Annotated in this window: 17 protein-coding genes and 1 riboswitch; of the genes, 14 read left to right on the top strand and 3 right to left on the bottom strand. The window is 65.5% G+C overall.

The genetic code is table 11. The annotated features are described in order from the left end of the window. Positions 1-66 precede the first annotated feature (66 nt). Together thiM and VUN84_08385 are read right to left on the bottom strand one after the other, a co-directional pair. Positions 67-900, bottom strand: coding sequence for a hydroxyethylthiazole kinase (gene thiM, locus VUN84_08390; GenBank protein XAS65636.1), 834 nt, complete (start codon positions 898-900; stop codon positions 67-69). Then, positions 892-994, bottom strand: a riboswitch (TPP riboswitch). Its footprint overlaps the gene before it by 9 nt. 669 nt (positions 995-1,663) lie before the next feature. Continuing rightward, the gene (locus tag VUN84_08385; GenBank protein ID XAS65635.1) at positions 1,664-1,999 is read right to left on the bottom strand and encodes a hypothetical protein; all 336 of its coding nucleotides are present in this window, start codon (positions 1,997-1,999) and stop codon (positions 1,664-1,666) included. 419 nt (positions 2,000-2,418) lie between these two features. Between VUN84_08385 and VUN84_08380 the strand changes: the two genes are divergently transcribed. The 14 genes from VUN84_08380 (at position 2,419) to VUN84_08315 (ending at position 17,517) form a co-directional block, all read left to right on the top strand. Next, a complete protein-coding gene (locus VUN84_08380) occupies positions 2,419-3,171 on the top strand; it encodes a hypothetical protein (GenBank protein XAS65634.1) in 753 nt (250 codons plus the stop codon). Positions 3,172-3,232: 61 nt separating this feature from the next. Then, positions 3,233-3,925 carry an MSMEG_4193 family putative phosphomutase gene (locus tag VUN84_08375; protein XAS65633.1) on the top strand — a complete coding sequence of 231 codons (693 nt, stop codon included), beginning with the start codon at positions 3,233-3,235 and terminating at the stop codon, positions 3,923-3,925. A 24-nt stretch (positions 3,926-3,949) separates the two neighbouring features. Beyond that, positions 3,950-4,504, top strand: a complete 555-nt coding sequence (locus tag VUN84_08370; protein XAS65632.1) for a DUF3090 domain-containing protein — start codon at positions 3,950-3,952, stop codon at positions 4,502-4,504. Further along, the gene (locus VUN84_08365; GenBank protein ID XAS65631.1) at positions 4,504-5,271 is read left to right on the top strand and encodes an SCO1664 family protein; all 768 of its coding nucleotides are present in this window, start codon (positions 4,504-4,506) and stop codon (positions 5,269-5,271) included. Before VUN84_08370 ends, VUN84_08365 begins: the two co-directional genes overlap by 1 nt. Positions 5,272-6,577: 1,306 nt before the next feature. Further along, positions 6,578-7,186 carry a cupin domain-containing protein gene (locus VUN84_08360; GenBank protein XAS65630.1) on the top strand — a complete coding sequence of 203 codons (609 nt, stop codon included), beginning with the start codon at positions 6,578-6,580 and terminating at the stop codon, positions 7,184-7,186. A 168-nt stretch (positions 7,187-7,354) separates the two neighbouring features. Then, entirely contained in the window at positions 7,355-8,650 is a 1,296-nt protein-coding gene (locus VUN84_08355) for an MFS transporter (protein XAS65629.1), read from the top strand. Positions 8,651-8,660: 10 nt separating this feature from the next. Further along, positions 8,661-10,025 carry an FAD-dependent oxidoreductase gene (locus VUN84_08350; protein ID XAS65628.1) on the top strand — a complete coding sequence of 455 codons (1,365 nt, stop codon included), beginning with the start codon at positions 8,661-8,663 and terminating at the stop codon, positions 10,023-10,025. Next, entirely contained in the window at positions 10,022-11,290 is a 1,269-nt protein-coding gene (locus VUN84_08345) for a CoA transferase (GenBank protein XAS65627.1), read from the top strand. The genes VUN84_08350 and VUN84_08345 overlap by 4 nt, the downstream gene beginning before the upstream one ends. Then, positions 11,287-12,108 (top strand): enoyl-CoA hydratase-related protein, encoded by an 822-nt coding sequence (locus VUN84_08340; protein XAS65626.1) that lies wholly within the window; start codon positions 11,287-11,289, stop codon positions 12,106-12,108. The genes VUN84_08345 and VUN84_08340 overlap by 4 nt, the downstream gene beginning before the upstream one ends. A gap of 41 nt (positions 12,109-12,149) precedes the next feature. Beyond that, positions 12,150-13,151, top strand: a complete 1,002-nt coding sequence (locus VUN84_08335; GenBank protein ID XAS65625.1) for a dihydrodipicolinate synthase family protein — start codon at positions 12,150-12,152, stop codon at positions 13,149-13,151. Further along, positions 13,151-13,939, top strand: a complete 789-nt coding sequence (locus tag VUN84_08330; protein XAS65624.1) for an SDR family oxidoreductase — start codon at positions 13,151-13,153, stop codon at positions 13,937-13,939. Before VUN84_08335 ends, VUN84_08330 begins: the two co-directional genes overlap by 1 nt. A gap of 65 nt (positions 13,940-14,004) precedes the next feature. Next, positions 14,005-15,477 (top strand): aldehyde dehydrogenase family protein, encoded by a 1,473-nt coding sequence (locus tag VUN84_08325; GenBank protein XAS65623.1) that lies wholly within the window; start codon positions 14,005-14,007, stop codon positions 15,475-15,477. Positions 15,478-15,483: 6 nt separating this feature from the next. Continuing rightward, complete coding sequence (gene fdxA / locus VUN84_08320; GenBank protein ID XAS65622.1) at positions 15,484-15,840, top strand: ferredoxin; 357 nt, start codon at positions 15,484-15,486, stop codon at positions 15,838-15,840. 489 nt (positions 15,841-16,329) lie between these two features. Continuing rightward, positions 16,330-17,517, top strand: coding sequence for a TerC family protein (locus VUN84_08315; protein XAS65621.1), 1,188 nt, complete (start codon positions 16,330-16,332; stop codon positions 17,515-17,517). A 441-nt stretch (positions 17,518-17,958) separates the two neighbouring features. Here the strand turns inward: VUN84_08315 and VUN84_08310 are convergent, their stop codons facing one another. Then, the gene (locus tag VUN84_08310) at positions 17,959-19,020 is read right to left on the bottom strand and encodes a DJ-1/PfpI family protein (protein XAS65620.1); all 1,062 of its coding nucleotides are present in this window, start codon (positions 19,018-19,020) and stop codon (positions 17,959-17,961) included. Positions 19,021-19,204: the final 184 nt, after the last annotated feature.

Genomic DNA, 19,204 nt, shown 5'->3' with positions numbered 1-19,204 from the left:
GTCTTAGTCGAGCCCTATACGCTGGCGTCCAGTGCTGTCCGGTGCCTGTTCCGGTGCCCGGCCGCGTCATCGAAGGCCATCCGCCGCGACGTCGCGGCGGAGGTTCAGTCCCGCGATGACGTCATCGGAAGTGATGCCCGACAGCCGATCCACAAACTCCAAAGCAAAACTTCCCGGGCCTTGTGCCCGCACCGCTGCCTGCTCTGCGGCCACGGTATAAACACCAGTGGCTGTCGTCGCCGCCAGCAGCGGATCGTCCGTCAAGGCAGCGAAGGCGGCCATCACCGCGCCCAAAGCACACCCACCACCGGTCACCCTGGTCAGGAGGGGGTGCCCGTTCGCCACACCCACGGCCTCCCCGTCGGGCCCCACGATCAAGTCCACAGCGCCGGAGACCGCCACCGCCGAGGAGAAGGAAGCAGCCAGACGTTTCGCAGCCCCCAGAGCCGCCAAGGAACCCTCAGTCGAGTCCACTCCCCGGCCCCCGGAGCCCGCTCCAGCCAAAGCCAAAATCTCGGACGCGTTGCCGCGGATGATACGCGGGCGAAGTCCAACAAGCTGATGAGCCAACGCGGTGCGGACAGACAGGGCTCCGATGGCCACCGGATCCAGTACCCAGGGGGTTGCAGCAGCATCGGCAGCCCGAGCGGCTTCGACCATCGCGGCCCGCTGTTCTTCTCGGGGAGTCCCCAGATTGATCAGGACCGCGGAGGCCGCGGAGGCGAACTCCCCGGATTCGGAAGGAATGTCCACCATCGCCGGCGCCGCTCCGATGGCCAGCAGGACATTCGCCGTGAAGTTGCTGACCACAGCATTGGTCAGACACTGAACCAGAGGGCTTTGGACCCTCAATTCCTCAAGCAACTGAGCACAGTCAGCCGATGTATAGCGAATAGCCATTCGCGACATCCCTTCGCTAGTTCGAACTAGATCAGGTTCAACGGGTGTGGATTCTCAGCTGCTCCGTAGGCGGACAGCACCCCGTGTCACTACCCCCACCCTAACCTTTCCGTGCCCAGCGCAAAGAAAAACGAGCGGCTATAGACCACGACGGGGTTTCCTGAGCCGGAGCTTACTGAAATGGACAAACGAGCAACGAGCACTCCCGCCTCGCCTAAGTCTCTTCCCTGCAGATCGCTCCAGTCCGAACGCGCAGTTTTCAAGGTTGATGTGCATGTTCTGGCCGGAGTGTGAAATGGGTTTCCTCAATGCTCTCCTCCTGGCCGCCGTTGGACTCGCCGGCAAATTCGATTGCTTGTTGTAGGGCATAACCTTCTGTGCGCGGCGCCAGGCCGTCCGCGCCGATATGATTTCCCCAGCATCATTCGGAACAAATCCATTGGGGAAGCCATGTCCGGGAATCACAACACCTCACTCACACGCAGCGTTTGGACCTGGCTTCTCGTCCTTGGCCTCTTGGCAGCCGGCGCCGGCATCTTTCTCGGGTCCCAGAAGGTCGGCAGTTTGTGCGGAAGCGTCTTCCGGGCGGACAACTTCACAGCGGCCTACTACGACTCGCTTGGCGGCATCGGCGCCGAAGCCGCCTGCAACCAGTCCATCGCCGCGGCGGCAGTTCCAACCTGGATTCTCATTGTTCTCGCTGTCATCCTGGTTCTGGTAGCTGTCATCATCCGGACTGTGGGCGATGAAGGGCCGATTGCCGTCACAGGGTCCAGTAGTCCCAGGCGGCGGCGTCCGCGGCGTCCAAGCCCGCAGTGATGGCGGCGTCCGGGTTCTCCCGCAGATCCCGGGAGCCGTCAGCACTTGACCAAATCGGACCGGCGGCGGAGTGTCCGGTGCTAATTCGCCGAAGCGGTGCGGCCAGGCGGGCAGCACTTGTTCCCAGCCCCCCGGCGTCGTAGACCATCCGGCGGGACGAGACCATGACAGCGATGACTATCAGAGCGAATACACGTCCGTGGTCCGGTCGCTGGAGTGCCCGCGCGGGATCTCGACCCTGACCGCGTTCGGTCTCGCCGTCGAGATCGGTGACCGGCACCGGTTCGCCGGCTCCACTATCGGCGCCTATGAGTCTAAACGCTCCGTCGTCTTTGACACGCTGACCACCCTGCCACATACACCGGCACCCCAAGGAAAGCGGTTGCGGACATGACGATCTCGAGGGACAACGGAGTAGGTCGGTACCGGGGTGCTTCGTCTCAGCGCTTCAGTCATTGTGAGTCGGTACGACGCTCGATCGGAGCCTGGTGAACGCCAGTCCCTCGATGATCGTGACCATGCCTGGGTCCGTGTGGCGCGTGCCGGTACCGGCGCGCGGGTGTACCTAAACCGTGTGAAGGGCGCCAACTGGATCCCTGACGATTGCTTCCCCTCCCGCATCACCGAAAATCAGCTGCACCAGCGCCTCTCTCAGGCCACGGCGGCCACATAAACCTCCTCCGCGTCTGGGGCGGCGGGGTGTATGAATCCGATACCTTCTATGACCTGTGTGACCGCATGGGCGTTCTCGTGTGGCAGGATTTCCTCTTCGCCTGTGCCGGATACCCGGAGGACGGACCGCTCTACGAAGAGGTCGCCGGCGAGGTGCGGGAGAACGTGACACGGCTCATGCACCACCCGAGCCTGGTGCTTTGGAATGGAAACAACGAGTGCGTCTGGGGGTTCTGGGACTGGGACTGGAAGCCCGGGCTCGACGGACGGAACTGGGGATGGCGGTACTACTCCGAACTCCTGCCGGCCCTCGTAACAGAACTGGATCCCACCCGACCGTACTGGAATGGCAGCCCCTACTCCGGGGACCCTGAACTGCACCCTAACGACCCAAGGCACGGGAACGTACATATCTGGGATGTCTGGAACCAGGAAGACTATTCACATTACGCAAACTGGAATCCACGATTCGTTTCCGAATTCGGATTCCAGGGTCCCCCCAACTGGTCCACCCTCAGCCGCGTCCTGGAACCAGCCGACCTGGACCTCCAAACGCCCGCCTTCCTCCAGCACCAAAAGGCCGGGGACGGCACAGGGAAACTGCAGAGGGGGCTTTCCGCGCATCTTCCCCAGCCCGTGAGTCACAATCCTCATGCTTTCGCCACCCGACTATGGGCAGACGTGCGGGCGGAGCGGGTACAGGACGTCTCCATGCGGCGGTCGACTTTGACCCGGGTTTCGTCTGTGCCGGATCTTCGGGGTTTGCTGCGTCGGCGGTGAACTGGTCAATGCGACCCGTTTCGGTTCACACCGCCATAGAGCGGGTGGCTAGGCTGGGTGGATGGCAACAGTTATTCTCGTGCGGCACGGCCGCACCACAGCCAATGCGACTGGACTGCTGGCCGGTCGGGCCCTCGGCGTCAGTCTGGACCAGATCGGGCGGGACCAGGCGGCTCTGACCGGCGACCGGCTCGCAGCCGTGCCCGTCGTCGGGGTGGTGTCGAGCCCTCTTGAACGTTGTCAGCAGACCGCCCAGCTCATCCTCGATCGCCAGGCCGGCACACCGTACGCGCCGGTCGATCTCGATCTCACTGAGTGCGATTACGGCCAGTGGCAGGGCCGCACGCTCAGTGATCTCGCAACGGAGGATTTGTGGCCGGTTGTGCAGTCGCAGCCGTCCGCCGTCGTCTTTCCCGGCGGTGAATCCATGGCCGCGATGCAGGCTCGGGCCGTGGCAGCGATTCGACGCCACGATGCAGCCTTCGAAGCCGAGCACGGGCCAGGGTCCGTGTGGGTGGCGGTGAGCCACGGTGACATCATCAAGTCAATTCTCGCCGACGCGCTCGGCATGCACCTCGACCTGTTCCAGCGCATTAACGTGGGCCCCGCTTCGGTATCGATCGTGCGCTACGGCGCTAGTCGGCCGAGCGTCTACGCGACCAACACCGACGCGGGTGATCTGTCGTGGCTGGCGGAGGGCATCCACTCTGGCGATGCGCCGGTGGGAGGCGGTGCAGGGCAGAAGGCGCCATGAACCACATGTGACTAAAATATTGACATGCCTACACGTGTTCATGAGTTTGCCTGGCCTGATCGGGTCGTCGTTGGCACCATTGGCCTTCCGGGGGCGCGGACGTTCTACCTGCAGGTGCGCGCAGGGACGCAGATCGTGAGTATTGCCCTGGAGAAGCAGCAGTCGGCTCTGCTGGCGGAGAAGATCGACGAAATTCTCGACCAGCTCATCACCGTCGAGGGCAACCCCTTCAGCGTTCCCACGAGTACTCCCATTGAACTTGTCGACAATGACCAGCTCGAGGCCGTTCAGGAGCAGTTTCGCACCGGCGCCATGAGCTTAGGTTGGGACCCAACCACGGCCCAGGTCGTAATAGAGGCCTACCCCATCACTGATGCCGATGCTGATGTTAACGGCGACTCATTTGATGAGGACGGCTCTGACGAGCCCGAAATGCTGCTGGTGCGAATGCCGGTCGGCACCGCCCGCGCATTCGCCAAGCGCACCCGTGAGATCGTGGGCGCCGGGCGTCCGATTTGTTCGCTCTGCGGTTACCCCATGGACGCCGACGGGCACATCTGCACCCTTCCCGAGCTCTGATGCCAGCGCCGGACCTCGTGACAGCCGAGTTGACGCTCACCGGCCGCATCACGACGGCCTCAAACGCTACTTTTCTGGGCAGCATCGGCGACGTGTCCGTCGTCTATAAGCCGATAGCAGGCGAAAGTCCGCTGTGGGATTTTCCCCACGGCACCCTGGCCCACCGGGAGGTGGCCGCCTATCTGGTCTCGGAGGTCTTCGGCTGGGGCGTCGTGCCGCACACCTGGCTGCGCGATGGTCCGATGGGCGAAGGAATGGTGCAGCTCTGGCAGGAACAAGACCCCGCCCAAAGCGCCGTGAAGCTGGTCGCTGCGGAGCATTTGCCGGAGACGGGCTGGAAACACGTTCTCGAGGGACGAGATGAGAGAGGACGGATGGTCGCCCTTGTTCATGAAGACTCGCCAGCGCTCAGACGCATGGCGGTGTTCGACGTCGTCGTCAACAACGCCGACCGCAAAGGCGACCACATTCTTGCAATGACGGACGGACAGCGGCACGGCGTGGACCATGGACTCACCTTTCACCGTGAGCACAAGCTGCGCACGGTGCTGTGGGGATGGCTGGGAGACGCTCTGACCGCCGAGGAACGAGACGGCATCGACCGTGTCAGGGAAGGACTGCACGGTGGCCTGGGCCGAAATCTGGCGGGCTTGCTTAGCGCCGACGAAATCGCATCGCTCGCCGCGCGCTGCGCACGGTTGAGCCTGGCAGGGCGGTTTCCGGCTCCGAGCGGTGAGATGTCGGCGGTGCCCTGGCCGCTGTTCTAAGGCCATTACGGCGAAGGGCTTCGCAGGCCACGCCACGTTGGTCACATTGAACCTGCTGTTGCGGGCGGACAGCGCAGATGGCGACGGACTTCGAGCTCTCGGTCACGGCTTGAAAGCCGTGGCTGGCCATCGCCCAACGCAGGGATTCCGGGGCCGGCCCTGAAGCGGCTGTGCCGGTGGTGATGCGGGAGCTGAACGACGCAACCTCTAATCGAAGCAGGTCAAAGACTCCGTCCCGGACTGTTGCCTGTGTGGCGAGGGGATCTCAATCATGTTGTCAACGGATATGGACGTCACCGCACGGCTGCTCCGGTACTCAGTGGCCGGGGCACCGGGAACCATGCCTATGTAGTTGGATCCCGGTGCGGATCCGGCAACGTTGAAGAACAGTTGGCCGTTTCAAAGACGCCCTGATCTCCTCCGGCTGCCAGGCAACTTCGGTCCTTCCACTCAGACCGGTGTTTGTATACACTGACCGCCTAGGGGGAATGATGGAGTGGATTGTTCCAGGCATCAGTGCACTGGTCATCATTGGCGCCGCAATCTGGCGGGACATTTCCCGAAGATCGTCGCGGCCGCCTACGGGGTCTGACCCTGAGTCAGAGCGGCAGCTTCGTGATTTTCACCGGGGACAGACTCTGGGCCATTCACACGTGGTGGGCTTGGACAACACGGGTCACCGCCGATAACTCTCTTTGACGCTGGCGGCTCGTCGGGGGCGCAATGGCAGTACCACGTGTGAAGTTTGGGAGGTCCCGGCTTGGCTTGCGTCGAACAGACCGAACCACTCGCCGGACATCTGGCACGCATCGACAAACAGGTCGCCGCCACGGCGGCGGCCTGCCGCTACACCCCGGTGACTGAGGCATTGATGTGCCGGCGGGGCATCCAAAGTTACGACCCGCGTTCGGTCTGGCCGTAAAGATCGGGGCCTGGAAAGAAACCGCCGGCTCGACCACACGTGGGAAATCTTCGATGAACGGCGCAAATGTCCGTCAAGGTCAAAACTGCGATCACCCGCGAGCACGCCGGCTGGTGCTGGTCTCTGGCCGCCCCGTTCCGACAAGGAGAACGCATGAACGCCGCCTGACGCTGGATCCAGCGGCGACTCACGCAACGTTAGGATCCCGCTCATTCACTGATAGTCCAACCCCGACGGTGGTCAGGCGCCGCAGCGGCGGGCACTTCGCACCACATCCAACCGCACCGCGGCAAATTCTTTCATCTTAATAAAGAGCAAATCATTGACCCGCTAAAAATCTTCACTATAGTTGTGTGAGTCAGGTCACCCAGTGAAGGACATCGAATGACCACCGAGAGCGTCACAGGCAGTTCACCCCTTGCGACCAGCGCGCTGCTGGCCACGGTCGGCAACAAGGTTCGCGCCATGCGCAAAGAAAAAGGCATGACGCTCGCCAAGCTTTCGGAGATCACGGGCCTCAGCCCGGCCATCGTCAGCCAGATTGAACGCGGCCTGGCGAATCCGTCCTTCACCACCCTGGCACAACTGGCCCACGGCCTGGACATCCCGGTCGGCAAATTCTTCATCGGCCACGAAGACCCGCGCTCCCCGGTGGTCCGCAAGGCCGATCGGCGCAACCTCAAGGGCATTACCAAGAAATCTGTGGGCGAGGCGGTCTATGAACTGCTCACGCCGGACCTCAACGGAGCCTTGGAAGCCCAATGGATTGTCAGTCCGCCCGGCCATGACACCAGTGCCACTCCTTTCCGCCACAGCGGCGAGGAATTCGGCATCATTCTCTCCGGCCGGAAGGACATCTTCCTGGACGGCGAGTGCTACACGCTCGAGGAAGGCGATTCCATCACATTTTCCTCGGACACCCCGCACTGGTTCAAAAACAGCTACGAAGAGGTATGCGTAGCGATCTGGGTCAACGCACCTCACGCGTGGTAACAGCACCGCTAAGCCGCCGTTACCGTTCTCCCGCACTATCCGGGCCTGAACCTGCCCGCTGACAATCCTTGCCACCTTCGCAGCCACCGTCCCCCAACCCCGGACGGCGATGCGTCATACCCTCATTTGCCCCTCCCCAATAGAGGGGCTCCAGAGTAAGGAAAAGCCATGCTTGACACCGCCGTCGAGTCACAAAAAGCATCCCGTCAACTCACCCCCGAGGTCCGCAAGGGCCTCCTGGGCCTCGGCCTCGGCAACGCCCTCGAATGGTACGACTGGATGGTCTTCGGCCTCCTCTCGGCGTTCATCGGCCCGAACTTCTTCCCCAGCAGCGATCCCCTCTCCGCCACGCTCAACACCCTCGCCGTCTTCGCCGTCGGCTTCGCGTTCCGGCCGCTCGGCGGCATCCTGCTCGGCACCCTCGCGGACCGGATCGGACGGCGGCGGGTGATGCTGCTCTCGATCATGCTGATGGCCAGCACCACTCTGGTCATCGCCGTCTGTCCCAGCTACGAACAGATCGGCGCCTGGGCAGGCATCATCCTCGTGGCGTGCCGCATCCTGCAGGGCATCTCCACCGGCATTGAGGCCCCGCTTTCCACCTCCCACGCCGTAGAACTGGTGCCGGAAGGCCGTGAAGGCTATGTCGCCGGCATCATGTCCTTCTACGTCAACATCGGGATCCTGCTCGCCTCGCTGGTCAGCTTCCTCTGCAGCCTGAGCCTCGGCGGCGCCGTGATGGCCGATTGGGGCTGGCGCGTACCATTCTTCATCGGCGCGGTCTTCGGCTTCGTGGTCATCTACCTGCGCCGGGCCCTCCCGGAAACCATGCGTCCGGAAGAAATGGCCAGCAATTCCTCCGGCGCCGTCTGGTCCGGGGTCCGCAAGCACTGGCTCTCCGTCCTGGCCATCATCTTTGTCGTCGGCGCAGCCCAGGCCTACAACTACGCGTGGAACGTCGGCCTTCCCAGCGCCGCCCGCAGCGGCTTCAAGGAAGACCCGACGGCGGTATTCGCCCTGACCACCGCCCTGGGCGTGATCCTGGTGGTTGGCAGCTGGATTATCGGCAAACTGGCCGACGGCAAGTCGATGTCCCGCTGGTTCCTGATCACCCGCATCCTGGCGATCCCGTCCGTGTTCCTGATGCTCATGTACGTCCAGCCCGGCATCGGCGGCTTCGCCGCAGTCCTCCTCGGCGGATCCCTGGTCCTGGTCCTGAACATGACGCTCTACAACGTGGTCAGCACATCCCTGATGCCCAAGAACTGCCGCGGCACCGGTGTGGCGCTGGGCTACGGGATCGGCGTCGCCTTGTTCGGCGGCACCGCCTCCTACGTGCTGGTCTGGCTCCAGTCCCAGAACCTCACCTGGGTCTTCCCGGTCTATGTTGCCGTCCTGTCCATCCTCAGCATCGTCTTCTACCTCGCCGCCCGCCGCACCAACGGCATCTTCGTCGGAAACTAAGGATCCCCCCATGAACTCACTTGAACTCAGCACCACGACGTCGGACCTCACCGCCCCCGTCATCTCCCGCTCCGACGTCCTGGTAGTGGGCGGCGGCCCCGCAGGGGTGGCCGCCGCCGTCACGGCCGCCCGCTCCGGCGCCTCTGTCACGCTGCTGGAACGCTACTCCTCGCTCGGCGGTCTCGCCTCCGGCGGCATGGTCCTGGTCCTCGATGACATGATCAACGGCCAGGAAATCACCGTGACGGGCATCGTCTCCGAGTATGTCGAACGGCTGCAAAAGCTTGGCCTCGCCATTGTGCCGCCGGTTGATGACCGCAAGACCTCCGAGGAACTGTGGAACAAGTGGGGCCGCTACGGCACCTTCGACTTCCACTCCCACACCAGCCCGAAGCCGGTTTGCTACGCCGCGGCGTTCGACCCGGACGGCTGGAAACGCGTCTCCAACGACCTCGTCCGCGAAGCCGGCGTGAACCTGCGCCTGCACTCCTGGTTCTCCCGCCCCATCGTGGACAAGGGCGTGATGAAGGGCGTCATCTGCGAGACCAAGTCCGGCCCGCAGGCGTTCATGGCGGACATCGTCATCGACACCACCGGCGACATCGACGTCGCCTCCCGGGCCGGCGCGAGCTACGTCAAGGACAGCTACCTCACCACACTCGTCTTCCGCCTCGGCAACGTCGACACCAACGCCGCCGAAGCATTCGAGCAGGCCAACCCGAAGGAAGCCCGCGCCATCAACCGCAAGATCAAGCGCCTCCTTGGCGGCGCCTGGGAACTTTGGTGGCTCAAGACTCCCATCGGCGGCGTCGTCTGGTGCAACGCCCCGCACATGACCGGGTTCGACGGCGTCGACCCCGCGGACATGACCGCCGCCGAGTTCGCCGCCCGGGACAAGATTTCCGAGGCCGTGGACTACGTCCGCGCCAACCTGCCCGGTTTCGAGAACTGCTACATGCTCGACGTCGCGTCCCAGATGGGCGTCCGGCAGACCCGCCTGCTCGAAGGCGAGTACGTCATGACCAAGGACGATGTCACCTCCCGCCGGCACTTTGGGGACACCGTCGCCCGCGGCCGCGACTACTATTACCCGTTCCGCTCGCTGCTGCCAAAGGAAGTGGACCAGCTGCTCGTCGCGGGCCGGCACTACTCGGCCACCCCGGAAGCGCAGAAGATGTCCCGCGAGATCCCGCCCTGCATGGCTATGGGCCAGGCGGTCGGCGTCGCCGCGGCCATCGCGGTCGAGCAGGGCATCACGGTTCGCGAGGTCTCCCCGCTGGAAATCCAGCAGGGCATGCGCCGGCACGGCGCGGACCCCGGCGACGTCCCGTCGTCGAACGCCACCCTGGATCTGGATGCGGTGGTGGGGGTATGAGCGCCGTGATCGAAGACCTGCTGGCAGGCGCACCAGCGGACGGCACGGCGGCGGCACCGGCGGCCTCCGGTCAGCGCACCGGCACTCTGCTCCCCCTCGACGGGATCAAGATCGTGGACTTCACCCAAGTGTTCATGGGCCCGTCCTGCACCCAGCTCCTGGGCGACTATGGCGCGGACATCATCAAGGTGGAACGCCCCGGCGCCGGGGACATCTCCCGGAACTCGTTCCCGGACAAGGACGGTCAGGACAACCCGATCTTCCTGTCCATCAACCGGAACAAGCGCAGCATCTCCGTGGACACGCGCACCAGTGAGGGCAAGGACGTCCTCCGCCGCCTGCTGGCCGACGCCGACGTCGTGGTCAGCAACTTCCGCTCCGGCGTGATGGAACGGATGGGCTTCGGCTATGAGGACCTCAAGGCGGAGAACCCGGGCATCATCTGGGCATCCGGCACGGGCTTCGGCCCGGAGGGCCCCTACTCGCACAAGGGCGGCCAGGACGCCATCGCGCAGGCCTATTCGGGTGTGATGTGGCGGCGCGAATCGGAGGACATGAAGCCGTCCATCTACCCCACCACGCTGTGCGACTACATCACCGGCATGCACCTGATGCAGGGCATCCTGCTGGCGCTGCGCACCCGGGAAACCGCCGGCGTGGGCCAGAGGGTGGAGGTCACCATGTATGACTCCATGTTGCATCTGCAGATGCAGGAGGCCTGCATGCAGCTCAACCGCGGCTACGAGGTCAACTGGGGTGCGATGCCGCTCAGCGGTGTCTTCGAAACCACCGACGGCGCCGTCTGCATGGTGGGCGGCTTCACTCCGGACCCGCTGGCCCGCATTTCCGAGGCGCTGGGCCTGGACGAGGACCTGACGCTCCGCCCCGAGTTCGCCACCCTGGCCGAGCAGTTCAAACACAAGCCGGCGCTGCAGGCGATCTTCCGCGAGCGCATCTCGACCAACACCACCGAGTACTGGACCACCCGACTGGAGGGCAAGGGTCTATTGAACGCGCCCGTGCACACGCTGGAACAGGCCCTCGCCGACGCGCAGACAGCGGCCAACGGCATGATCGTAGAGGCCGAGCACCCGGGTGTGGGAACGGTGCGCATGCTCAACGCGCCGATCCGGCTCTCTGCCACCCCGCCGACCGTCCGCCGCATCGCGCCGCGGCTCGGCGAGCACAACGTTGAGGTCCTGCTGGAGAACGGCTTCGACACCGAAACCATCGAACGCCTGCAGCAGTTGGGGGTGCTCCGATGACCGCCACGGCAGAATCCCGCGCCCCCCGGGCTCTCGTGGACCAGGTCACCCTCAGCATCGAGAACCACGTCGCCACGGTGGTCATCGACCGCCAGCACGTGCTCAACGCCATCGACGGCCGCGCCCAGGCCCGGCTCAACCAGATCTGGGACCAGCTGGAAGCTGACCCCGCCGTCCGTGCCGTCGTTATCACCGGCGCCGGCACCCGGGCGTTCTGCGTCGGGGCGGACATGTCCACCTCCGGGGTGGACAAGACCGGGCTCGAGTACTGGGCCGGTCTGGATCCGAACGGCTTCGGCGGCCTGAGCCTGCGCACCAGCCTGGACATCCCGGTCATCGCCCGGGTCAACGGCTACGCCCTCGGCGGCGGCATGGAGATTGTGCTCGGCGCCGACATTGTGATCGCCGCGGGGACGGCCCGTTTCGGGCTGACGGAACCGCGCGTCGGGCGGTTGGCGCTCGACGGCGGCATCCACCAGCTGGTGCGCCGCATCCCCTACACCCAGGCGATGGGCATGCTCCTCACCGGGCGGAAGGTCGAGGCCGCGGAGATGCAAGCGATGGGTCTGGCCAACGAGGTGGTCCCCGCAGAGGAGCTCGACGCCGCGGTGCAGCGCTGGGTTGACCAGATCCTCGCCTGCGCCCCCACCTCCGTCCGGGCCGTGAAGCAGATGGTGACGCAGACCGGGCATCTGACCGCCAGCGAGGCGCGAGGGCTCCGGCTGCCGGCGCTCATGGCGGCACTGGACAGCGAGGACTCGGCCGAGGGCGTCCGCGCCTTCCAGGAAAAGCGCCCGCCCGTTTGGCCGGGATGCTGAGTATGCAGTCATTTCAGGAACAACCAGTGAAGGAGCATCCGATGCGGGAATCACTCGCACCCGGCGTCTGGGGCGTCGTCGCCACCCCGTTCCAGGGCAGCACCCTTGACGTCGACACCGACAGCCTCGCCGGGCTCGTGGAGCACTACGAATCCATCGGCGCCACCGGCCTCACGGTTCTGGGTGTGTTCGGCGAGGCCGCGGCGCTGACCGCTGCAGAACGCAGTCTCGTGCTGGAGGTCACCGTCGAGGAGACCAGCCTTCCGCTCGTGGTCGGCGTGACCTCGCTGTACACCGGCACCGCCGTCGAGGAAGTCCGCGCCGCGCAGGCCGCCGCCGGCGGGCGCCTGGCCGCCGTGATGGTGCAGGCCAATTGCGCGAACCCCGCCGTGGTGGCCGCACACCTGAACGCCCTCCACCAGGCCACCGGCGCCAAGGTGGTGCTGCAGGACTATCCCCTGGCCAGCGGTATCAGCATCAGCACCGAGTCTCTGATCAGCGTGGTGCAGGCCTGCCGCTTCGTCATCGCGGTCAAGGCGGAGGCACCGCCCACGTCCGTGGGCATCGCGCGGCTCACCGGGGCGCTTGATGTGTCTGTGTTCGGCGGCCTCGGTGGCCAGGGGCTGCTGGACGAGCTCCAGTCCGGGGCGGCCGGAGCCATGACCGGTTTCTCCTACCCGGAAGCGCTCATCGCCTGTGTCCGGGCCTGGCAGTCGGACGGGTATGGCGCCGCCCGGGAGGCGTTGCTGCCCTACCTGCCGCTGGTCAACTTCGAGCAGCAGGCCCGGATCGCGCTGCCGGTCCGGAAGGAATGCCTGCGCCAGCGCGGGCTCATCGCGGACGCCGGCGTCCGCGCCCCCGGCGCACCGTTCCCCGAGGTCCTCCGGCTGAGCATGCTCAATCATCTGGCGGGGGCGGCCACGGCCCTGGAAGCACGCCCGCCTGCACCGGCAACGTTGACGGTGGCCGGGCCGGCAACGTCGACGCCGGCCGGGCCGGCAACGTCGACGCCGGCGGCCCTCACTACTGCGGGGGCGTTCTGATGGATCTTGGAATCAGCGGAAAAACCGCCCTCGTGGCCGCCTCCACCGGCGGCCTGGGTCTCGCCATCGCGCGCGCCCTCGCCGCGGAGGGTGTGCGTGTGGCCATCACCGGCCGGCGCCAGGTCCGGGCCAAGGAGATTGTTGCCGAACTGACAGACGCATACGGGCCGGGCGCCGTCGCCATCGAGGCGGACCTCAGGACCCCGGACGGCGTGGCAGCCGCCGTCGAACAGACCGTGGCCGAACTCGGCCCCATCGACATCCTGGTGCTCAACGGCCCCGGCCCCAAACCCGGAGCCGCGGCCACCCTCGGCGCCGCCGACATCGCCGCCGCCTTCGATCTGCTGGTCAAGCCGCACCACGCGCTCGTCGCGCAGGTGCTGCCCGGCATGCGCGAACGGCACTGGGGACGGATCCTCGCCGTCGGCTCCAGCGGCGTCGTTACGCCACTGCCGAACCTGGCCGTGTCCAACACCGGACGCGCGGCCCTCGCCGGCTACCTCAAAACCCTCGCCGCCGAGGTCGCTCTGGACGCCGTCACGGTGAACATGCTCCTTCCCGGCCGGATCGGCACCGACCGCGTGGCCGAACTCGACCAGGCCGCTGCCAAACGGCGCGGCACCACAGTCGAGGAAATCCGGTTTGAGTCCCGCAAGTCCATCCCCGCCCGCCGCTACGGTGAACCCGAGGAGTTCGGCGCCGCCGCAGCTTTCCTGTGCAGCGCCCCGGCGTCGTACATCACCGGCGTCGCGCTGCGGTGCGACGGCGGCCTGATCCGCAGCCTCTAACCGCCCTCCCGCACCCCCTTCCCTGCACTTTCTTGTGCACATTCCCGACCACCCAAAGGAACACCATGACTTCCACGGCAACAGACCACACCACCTCCACCGGCCGCGGGCTCCTCACGGCCCCACACCTCATTAACGGCGGGTGGCTCGGCAAGGCGGACACCGAGCGGATGAACCCGGCCCGCCCCGGCGAGCTCGCCGCCCTCTCCCCCAGCGGCACCGCGGCTGACGTCGACGCCGCGATCAGCGCCGCCACGGCCGTGCAGCCGGCTTGGGCCGCCCTGCCCGCCCCGTCGCGCGGCGCCATCCTGATGGCCGCGGGCAACCTGCTCCTTGACCGCCAGACCGCCATCGCCGAGGACCTGGTCCGTGAGGAAGGCAAGACCCTCGCCGAAGCCAAGGGCGAGGTCAAGCGCGCCTCGGATGTGCTGCGCTTCTTCGGTTCCCTCGGTTGGGCGGCCAGCGGCGAAGTCCTGCCCAGCGGCCTTCCGGACACCACCATCACCACCCGCCGTGAAGCGCTCGGCGTCGTCGGGCTCATCACCCCCTGGAACTTTCCCATCGCCATCCCGGCGTGGAAGTCCGCCCCCGCACTGATTAGCGGCAACACTGTGGTGATCAAACCGGCTGAGCTCACCCCCCTCTCCGCCACCCACCTCGCCCGCGCCCTGCAGGACGCCGGACTGCCCGCCGGGGTGTTCAACGTGGTGCACGGCAAGGGCCGCGTGGTGGGTGACGCACTGGCCCGCGACCCGCGCATTGCCGGGCTGTCCTTCACCGGTTCGACGGCGGTGGGCCTGAGCCTGCAGGAAATCCTGAACGCACGCCGCGCCCGGGTGCAGCTGGAAATGGGCGGCAAGAACGGCGTGCTGGTCCTCGACGACGCCGATCCCCGCAAGGCCGCCAAGGTGGTCGCCGCCGGCGCGTTCGGGCTCACCGGCCAGGCCTGCACCGCGACCTCCCGCGTCTACGTCACCCCCGGCATCCGCGCGGAGTTCCTGGCCGCGCTGACCGAGGAGGCCGCCGCCTACACCCCGGGCGACGGCATGGACGCCGCCATGGGGGCCGTGGTGAGCCGACAGCAGTTCGAGCAGAACCAGGCCGCGGTGCGCTCCGCCGTCGAACGCGGCGCCACGCTGCTGGCCGGCGCCTACGACGGCGACCCCGCCGGGCCGCTGGTCTTTCCGGCCGCCGTCCTCACCGAACTGCCGTCCGACGACGCCGCCGTGACCGAGGAGATCTTCGGGCCGGTGGTGGCCGTGCTGGAAGTCGCCGACTACGAGGCAGGACTCGCCGCGATCAACGATTCCCGCTACGGCCTCACTGCCGGCATCTGCACCGATTCCCTGGCCCGCGCCACGGACTTCGCCGCGCGCGCCCAGGCCGGCGTCGTCAAGGTCAACCGGCCGACGGCCGGCCTTGACCTCAACGTCCCGTTCGGCGGCGTGAAGGACTCCTCCACCAACACCTTCCGCGAACAGGGGAAGTCCGCGCTGGACTTCTTTACCTGGGGCAAGACCGTCTACACGGGTGTGTAGCGCGCCATGACGTACGTGATCGCCCAACCCTGCGTGGATGTGAAAGACAAGGCCTGCATCGACGAATGCCCGGTGGACTGCATCTACGAGGGCGGGCGGACGCTCTACATCCACCCGTCCGAGTGTGTGGATTGCGGCGCCTGCGACCCGGTCTGCCCGGTCGAGGCGATCTACTACTCGGACGACGTCCCGGATGAATGGGCCGATTATGTCCGGGCCAACGTCGAGTTCTTCGAGGCGTTGGGGTCGCCGCAGGGAGCAGCAGCGCTGGGCACCACAGGACGTGACCACCCGTTGATCGCGAACTTGGAGGACCCGTGCACGGAGCTATCGGGACCATCGGTTGAATCTGATCCGCGCTGATCATAGTGCCGCTTGCCCAGCACCTACACCTGCTGAACGCAGGCCGAAACTCGTGAGTCCATGGCGGCCCCCGGCTTCGATGAGGGCGGACTGGCGCGCCCGCGCGTGGATTTCTCCAGCCCCGAACCATATGAGGATGGAGCCCTCAACCAGCCGACCCTGAACAAACACCAGGCACCATAATCGCTCACGCTGGACTGAACGGTCCGTCCCAACGCCGGGATGCCCGGTACAACCCTCTTTCCCGCGTCGGGTCGCGGCGCAGGGGCGGCAGCACGACGATCACTCGCAGGAGATGGGCCGGATTCGCTGATTGGGTTCTGGCGGTGATCCCGGTTAGGCTGGAGGTGCGTAGGGGAGTATTCCGAAGCGCTGCAATCGTCAACACGTCAGGCACCGTTGCCTGGCCGGGTGCAGCGGCCAGCCGGACGGCGGGCGGAGAGACTTATGAAGCTCTCTTGTACCCACCCTACGAAAGCAGGAACCCCCTTGAACGTTTCTCCCCTGATCTGGGGCATCACCATTGTCGTCATTCTGGCCCTGCTGGCCTTTGACTACTTCTTCCACATCCGCAAGGCACACGTCCCCACACTGAAGGAAGCGGCCTTCTGGTCCGGCCTGTACGTGGGCATCGCCGTCATTTTCGGCATTCTCGTTCTGATCTTCGGCGGCCCGGATATGGGCTCGGAGTATTTCGCCGGGTACATCACCGAGAAGGCGCTCTCCGTTGACAACCTGTTTGTCTTCCTGATCATCATTGCCAGCTTCCGCGTTCCGCGCGAGGACCAGCAAAAGGTGCTGCTCTTCGGCATCGTGTTCGCGCTGATCGCCCGCACCGGGTTCATTTTCCTCGGCGCGGCACTGATCAATTCCTTCGCCTGGGTCTTTTACGCCTTTGGTTTGATCCTGCTGATCACGGCCGGCAACCTGCTCAAGCCCGAACCCGAGGGCGATGACACGGCCGACAACTTCATCATCCGCCTGGCCCGCAGGATCTTCCACACCACCGATCACTACGACGGCGACAAGCTGTTCACGATGGAGAACGGCAAAAAGGTTCTGACCCCGATGCTGCTGGTCATGGTGGCCATCGGCGGGACCGACCTCCTGTTTGCGCTGGACTCGATCCCGGCCATCTTCGGCCTGACCCAGAACGTCTACATTGTCTTCACCGCCACGGCCTTCTCGCTGATGGGCCTGCGCCAGCTGTACTTCCTCATCGACGGCCTGCTGGACCGCCTGATCTACCTCGCCTACGGCCTGGCCGCCATCTTGGCCTTCATCGGCGTCAAACTGATCCTTCATGCCCTGCATGAGAACAACCTGCCGTTCGTCAACGGCGGCGAGCCGGTCCCGGTCGTGGAGATCAGCACGGGCCTGTCCCTGAGTGTCATCATCGGCGTTCTGGTCTTCACGGTGGTGGCATCGCTGGTGAGCAAGGCCGGCAAGGCGCAGACTGCCATCAACAATGCCCGCCGGCACGCCGTCAGCTACCTGGACCTCGAATACACCGCGGACCCCGCCGAGCGCGAACGGATCTACACCGCCCTGCTGGAAGAAGAACGGCAGATCGAGCAGATGCAGCCGAAGTACCGCAACAAGGCCAAGGACGTGGACACGATCCGCGCCGAAGTGGCCGAAGCACACCGCCAGCACGAGCTGTACCTGGCCCGCTGACCGGCGGTTCCCGCATTGTCTCCCGCCAGGAATTGACCCAGGAACCCGGGAGGTAGCAGCCGGTGCAGAGGCGGAACCCTCCTCTGCACCGGCTTCGCCATCACGCCGTCCGGTGGTCCCTGTTTTGCCGGGCAACGGCTTCCTCGCCGTTACCGGGCAGGTCGTGGACCAGGCGCCCCAGCTGGCTGACCTCCCGGACGTACCTCGCCCGGGAGCACCCGACGAGGCTCCTGCGTGAGCGTCCGTCTCCCGTCTTCGCCCTGAAAGATGAGAATACGACTCACCGGGTGAGGCCACGAAGAGCGGTCCTACCGGGTCAGCCCATAGCTGTCACAGTCCGACGGACAGCGCGCGTGTTAGGGAAGCTCAAAGCTTCAGCAGTTTCTGGACTATCGGCGAGCGACACTTCTCCTCAAGACCCGGGACCTGGGACGTGCTGATCTAGACCGTCGACTGCCAACCTCGACGTTGACTCTTGGGGGTCTGCTCAAGCAAGAGGTGCCTGTGCTTCCGAAACGGTGAGGAGAACCATCCGTGTTTCGTGGTGACCGTCTTCGTGGCGGCGACAGGCACGGCGCGGGCTGCGAAAGACATGGTGTAGACCTCGAACGCGCTGGCGACGTCTGCTTCTCCTACACCGTTCAAGAGCCCGACGGCGATCGTCGGCCGGAGCCACGGGACGAGGGCGTTGAGTCCGACGGGGATGTCAGAGGCGGCGAAGGACTGGACGGGTATTGCTGCCGGCGCCGTGAGCGACCAGCCCGGGTAGTTCATCAGGTGGCCGACCCGTTCGGCTTCGTCAGCGCCGGTGAGGTCCTCCATGACTTTCAGCGCGCCCGGAACGCCGGACGTGAGACCGGCTGCGGTGGTGATCATGCCGTCCTGAACGTATCGCAGGCCTTCCGCCCATTGGACCTGGGGATGGCTCTTCTTCAGCGAACCCAGACGTGACCAGTGGCCTGTCGCCTTGTGCCCGTCGAGGATGCCGGTCCCGGCCAGAACGTTCGATCCGTTGCGGACGCCCAGGATGCGGGCCCCGCGGCCTGATTGCTCCACGATCCACGCCCGCATCGCGGTTTCCTCCGGCCCCTCCGGGGCACCGGCGGCTGGGACAACGACGACGTCCGGCTGTCGGGCCCTGCCCGATCGAACGTCCTCGAACGTGGACGTGGCCACTATCGCGGGGCCTCCGTCAATTGGCGCAGGAGCTGACTGCAATGCAATGGTGTAAACGGAAAATTCGAGGGAGCTGGCAAACACCTCGTAGGGAGCCAGAACGTCGCTCCCCACGGTGCCCGACGAGCCCAGGACAACGGCGACAACAATCGCGCCGGAGGAGAAAGGCCGGTTCACCGGGAATTCCTGCAAGCCCTGCTGTGGCGGCGCGACGTGGCTTTGTGCATCAGCCACCGTTACGCCGGCGAAGGCCATCGCAGCCATAACGGTCAGGGATAAGCCCACCGAGAGAGCGGCGGGGAAAAGACGTCGTGAGCGGGAAGCCATGAGCGTGTCTCGATTCTGCGAACGCGCGGGCTGCCAGCGTCTGTGCACCCTGCGTCGCTCTTCACGCTACGGATTGCCCGGGGCCCGAACATCGGCCCAGGGGATACTTCCCAGCAGGTGCATGTGGTACCGGGGTACTACGCGTGGATGTGCGATTTCGGCTCCGCGGGGCGCCGCAGATGGT

This window comes from Micrococcaceae bacterium Sec5.8 (assembly GCA_039636775.1).
Taxonomy (GTDB): domain Bacteria; phylum Actinomycetota; class Actinomycetes; order Actinomycetales; family Micrococcaceae; genus Arthrobacter.
The sequence above is the reverse complement of the archived record's forward strand: the minus strand, read 5'-3'. Positions and strand labels throughout refer to the sequence as shown.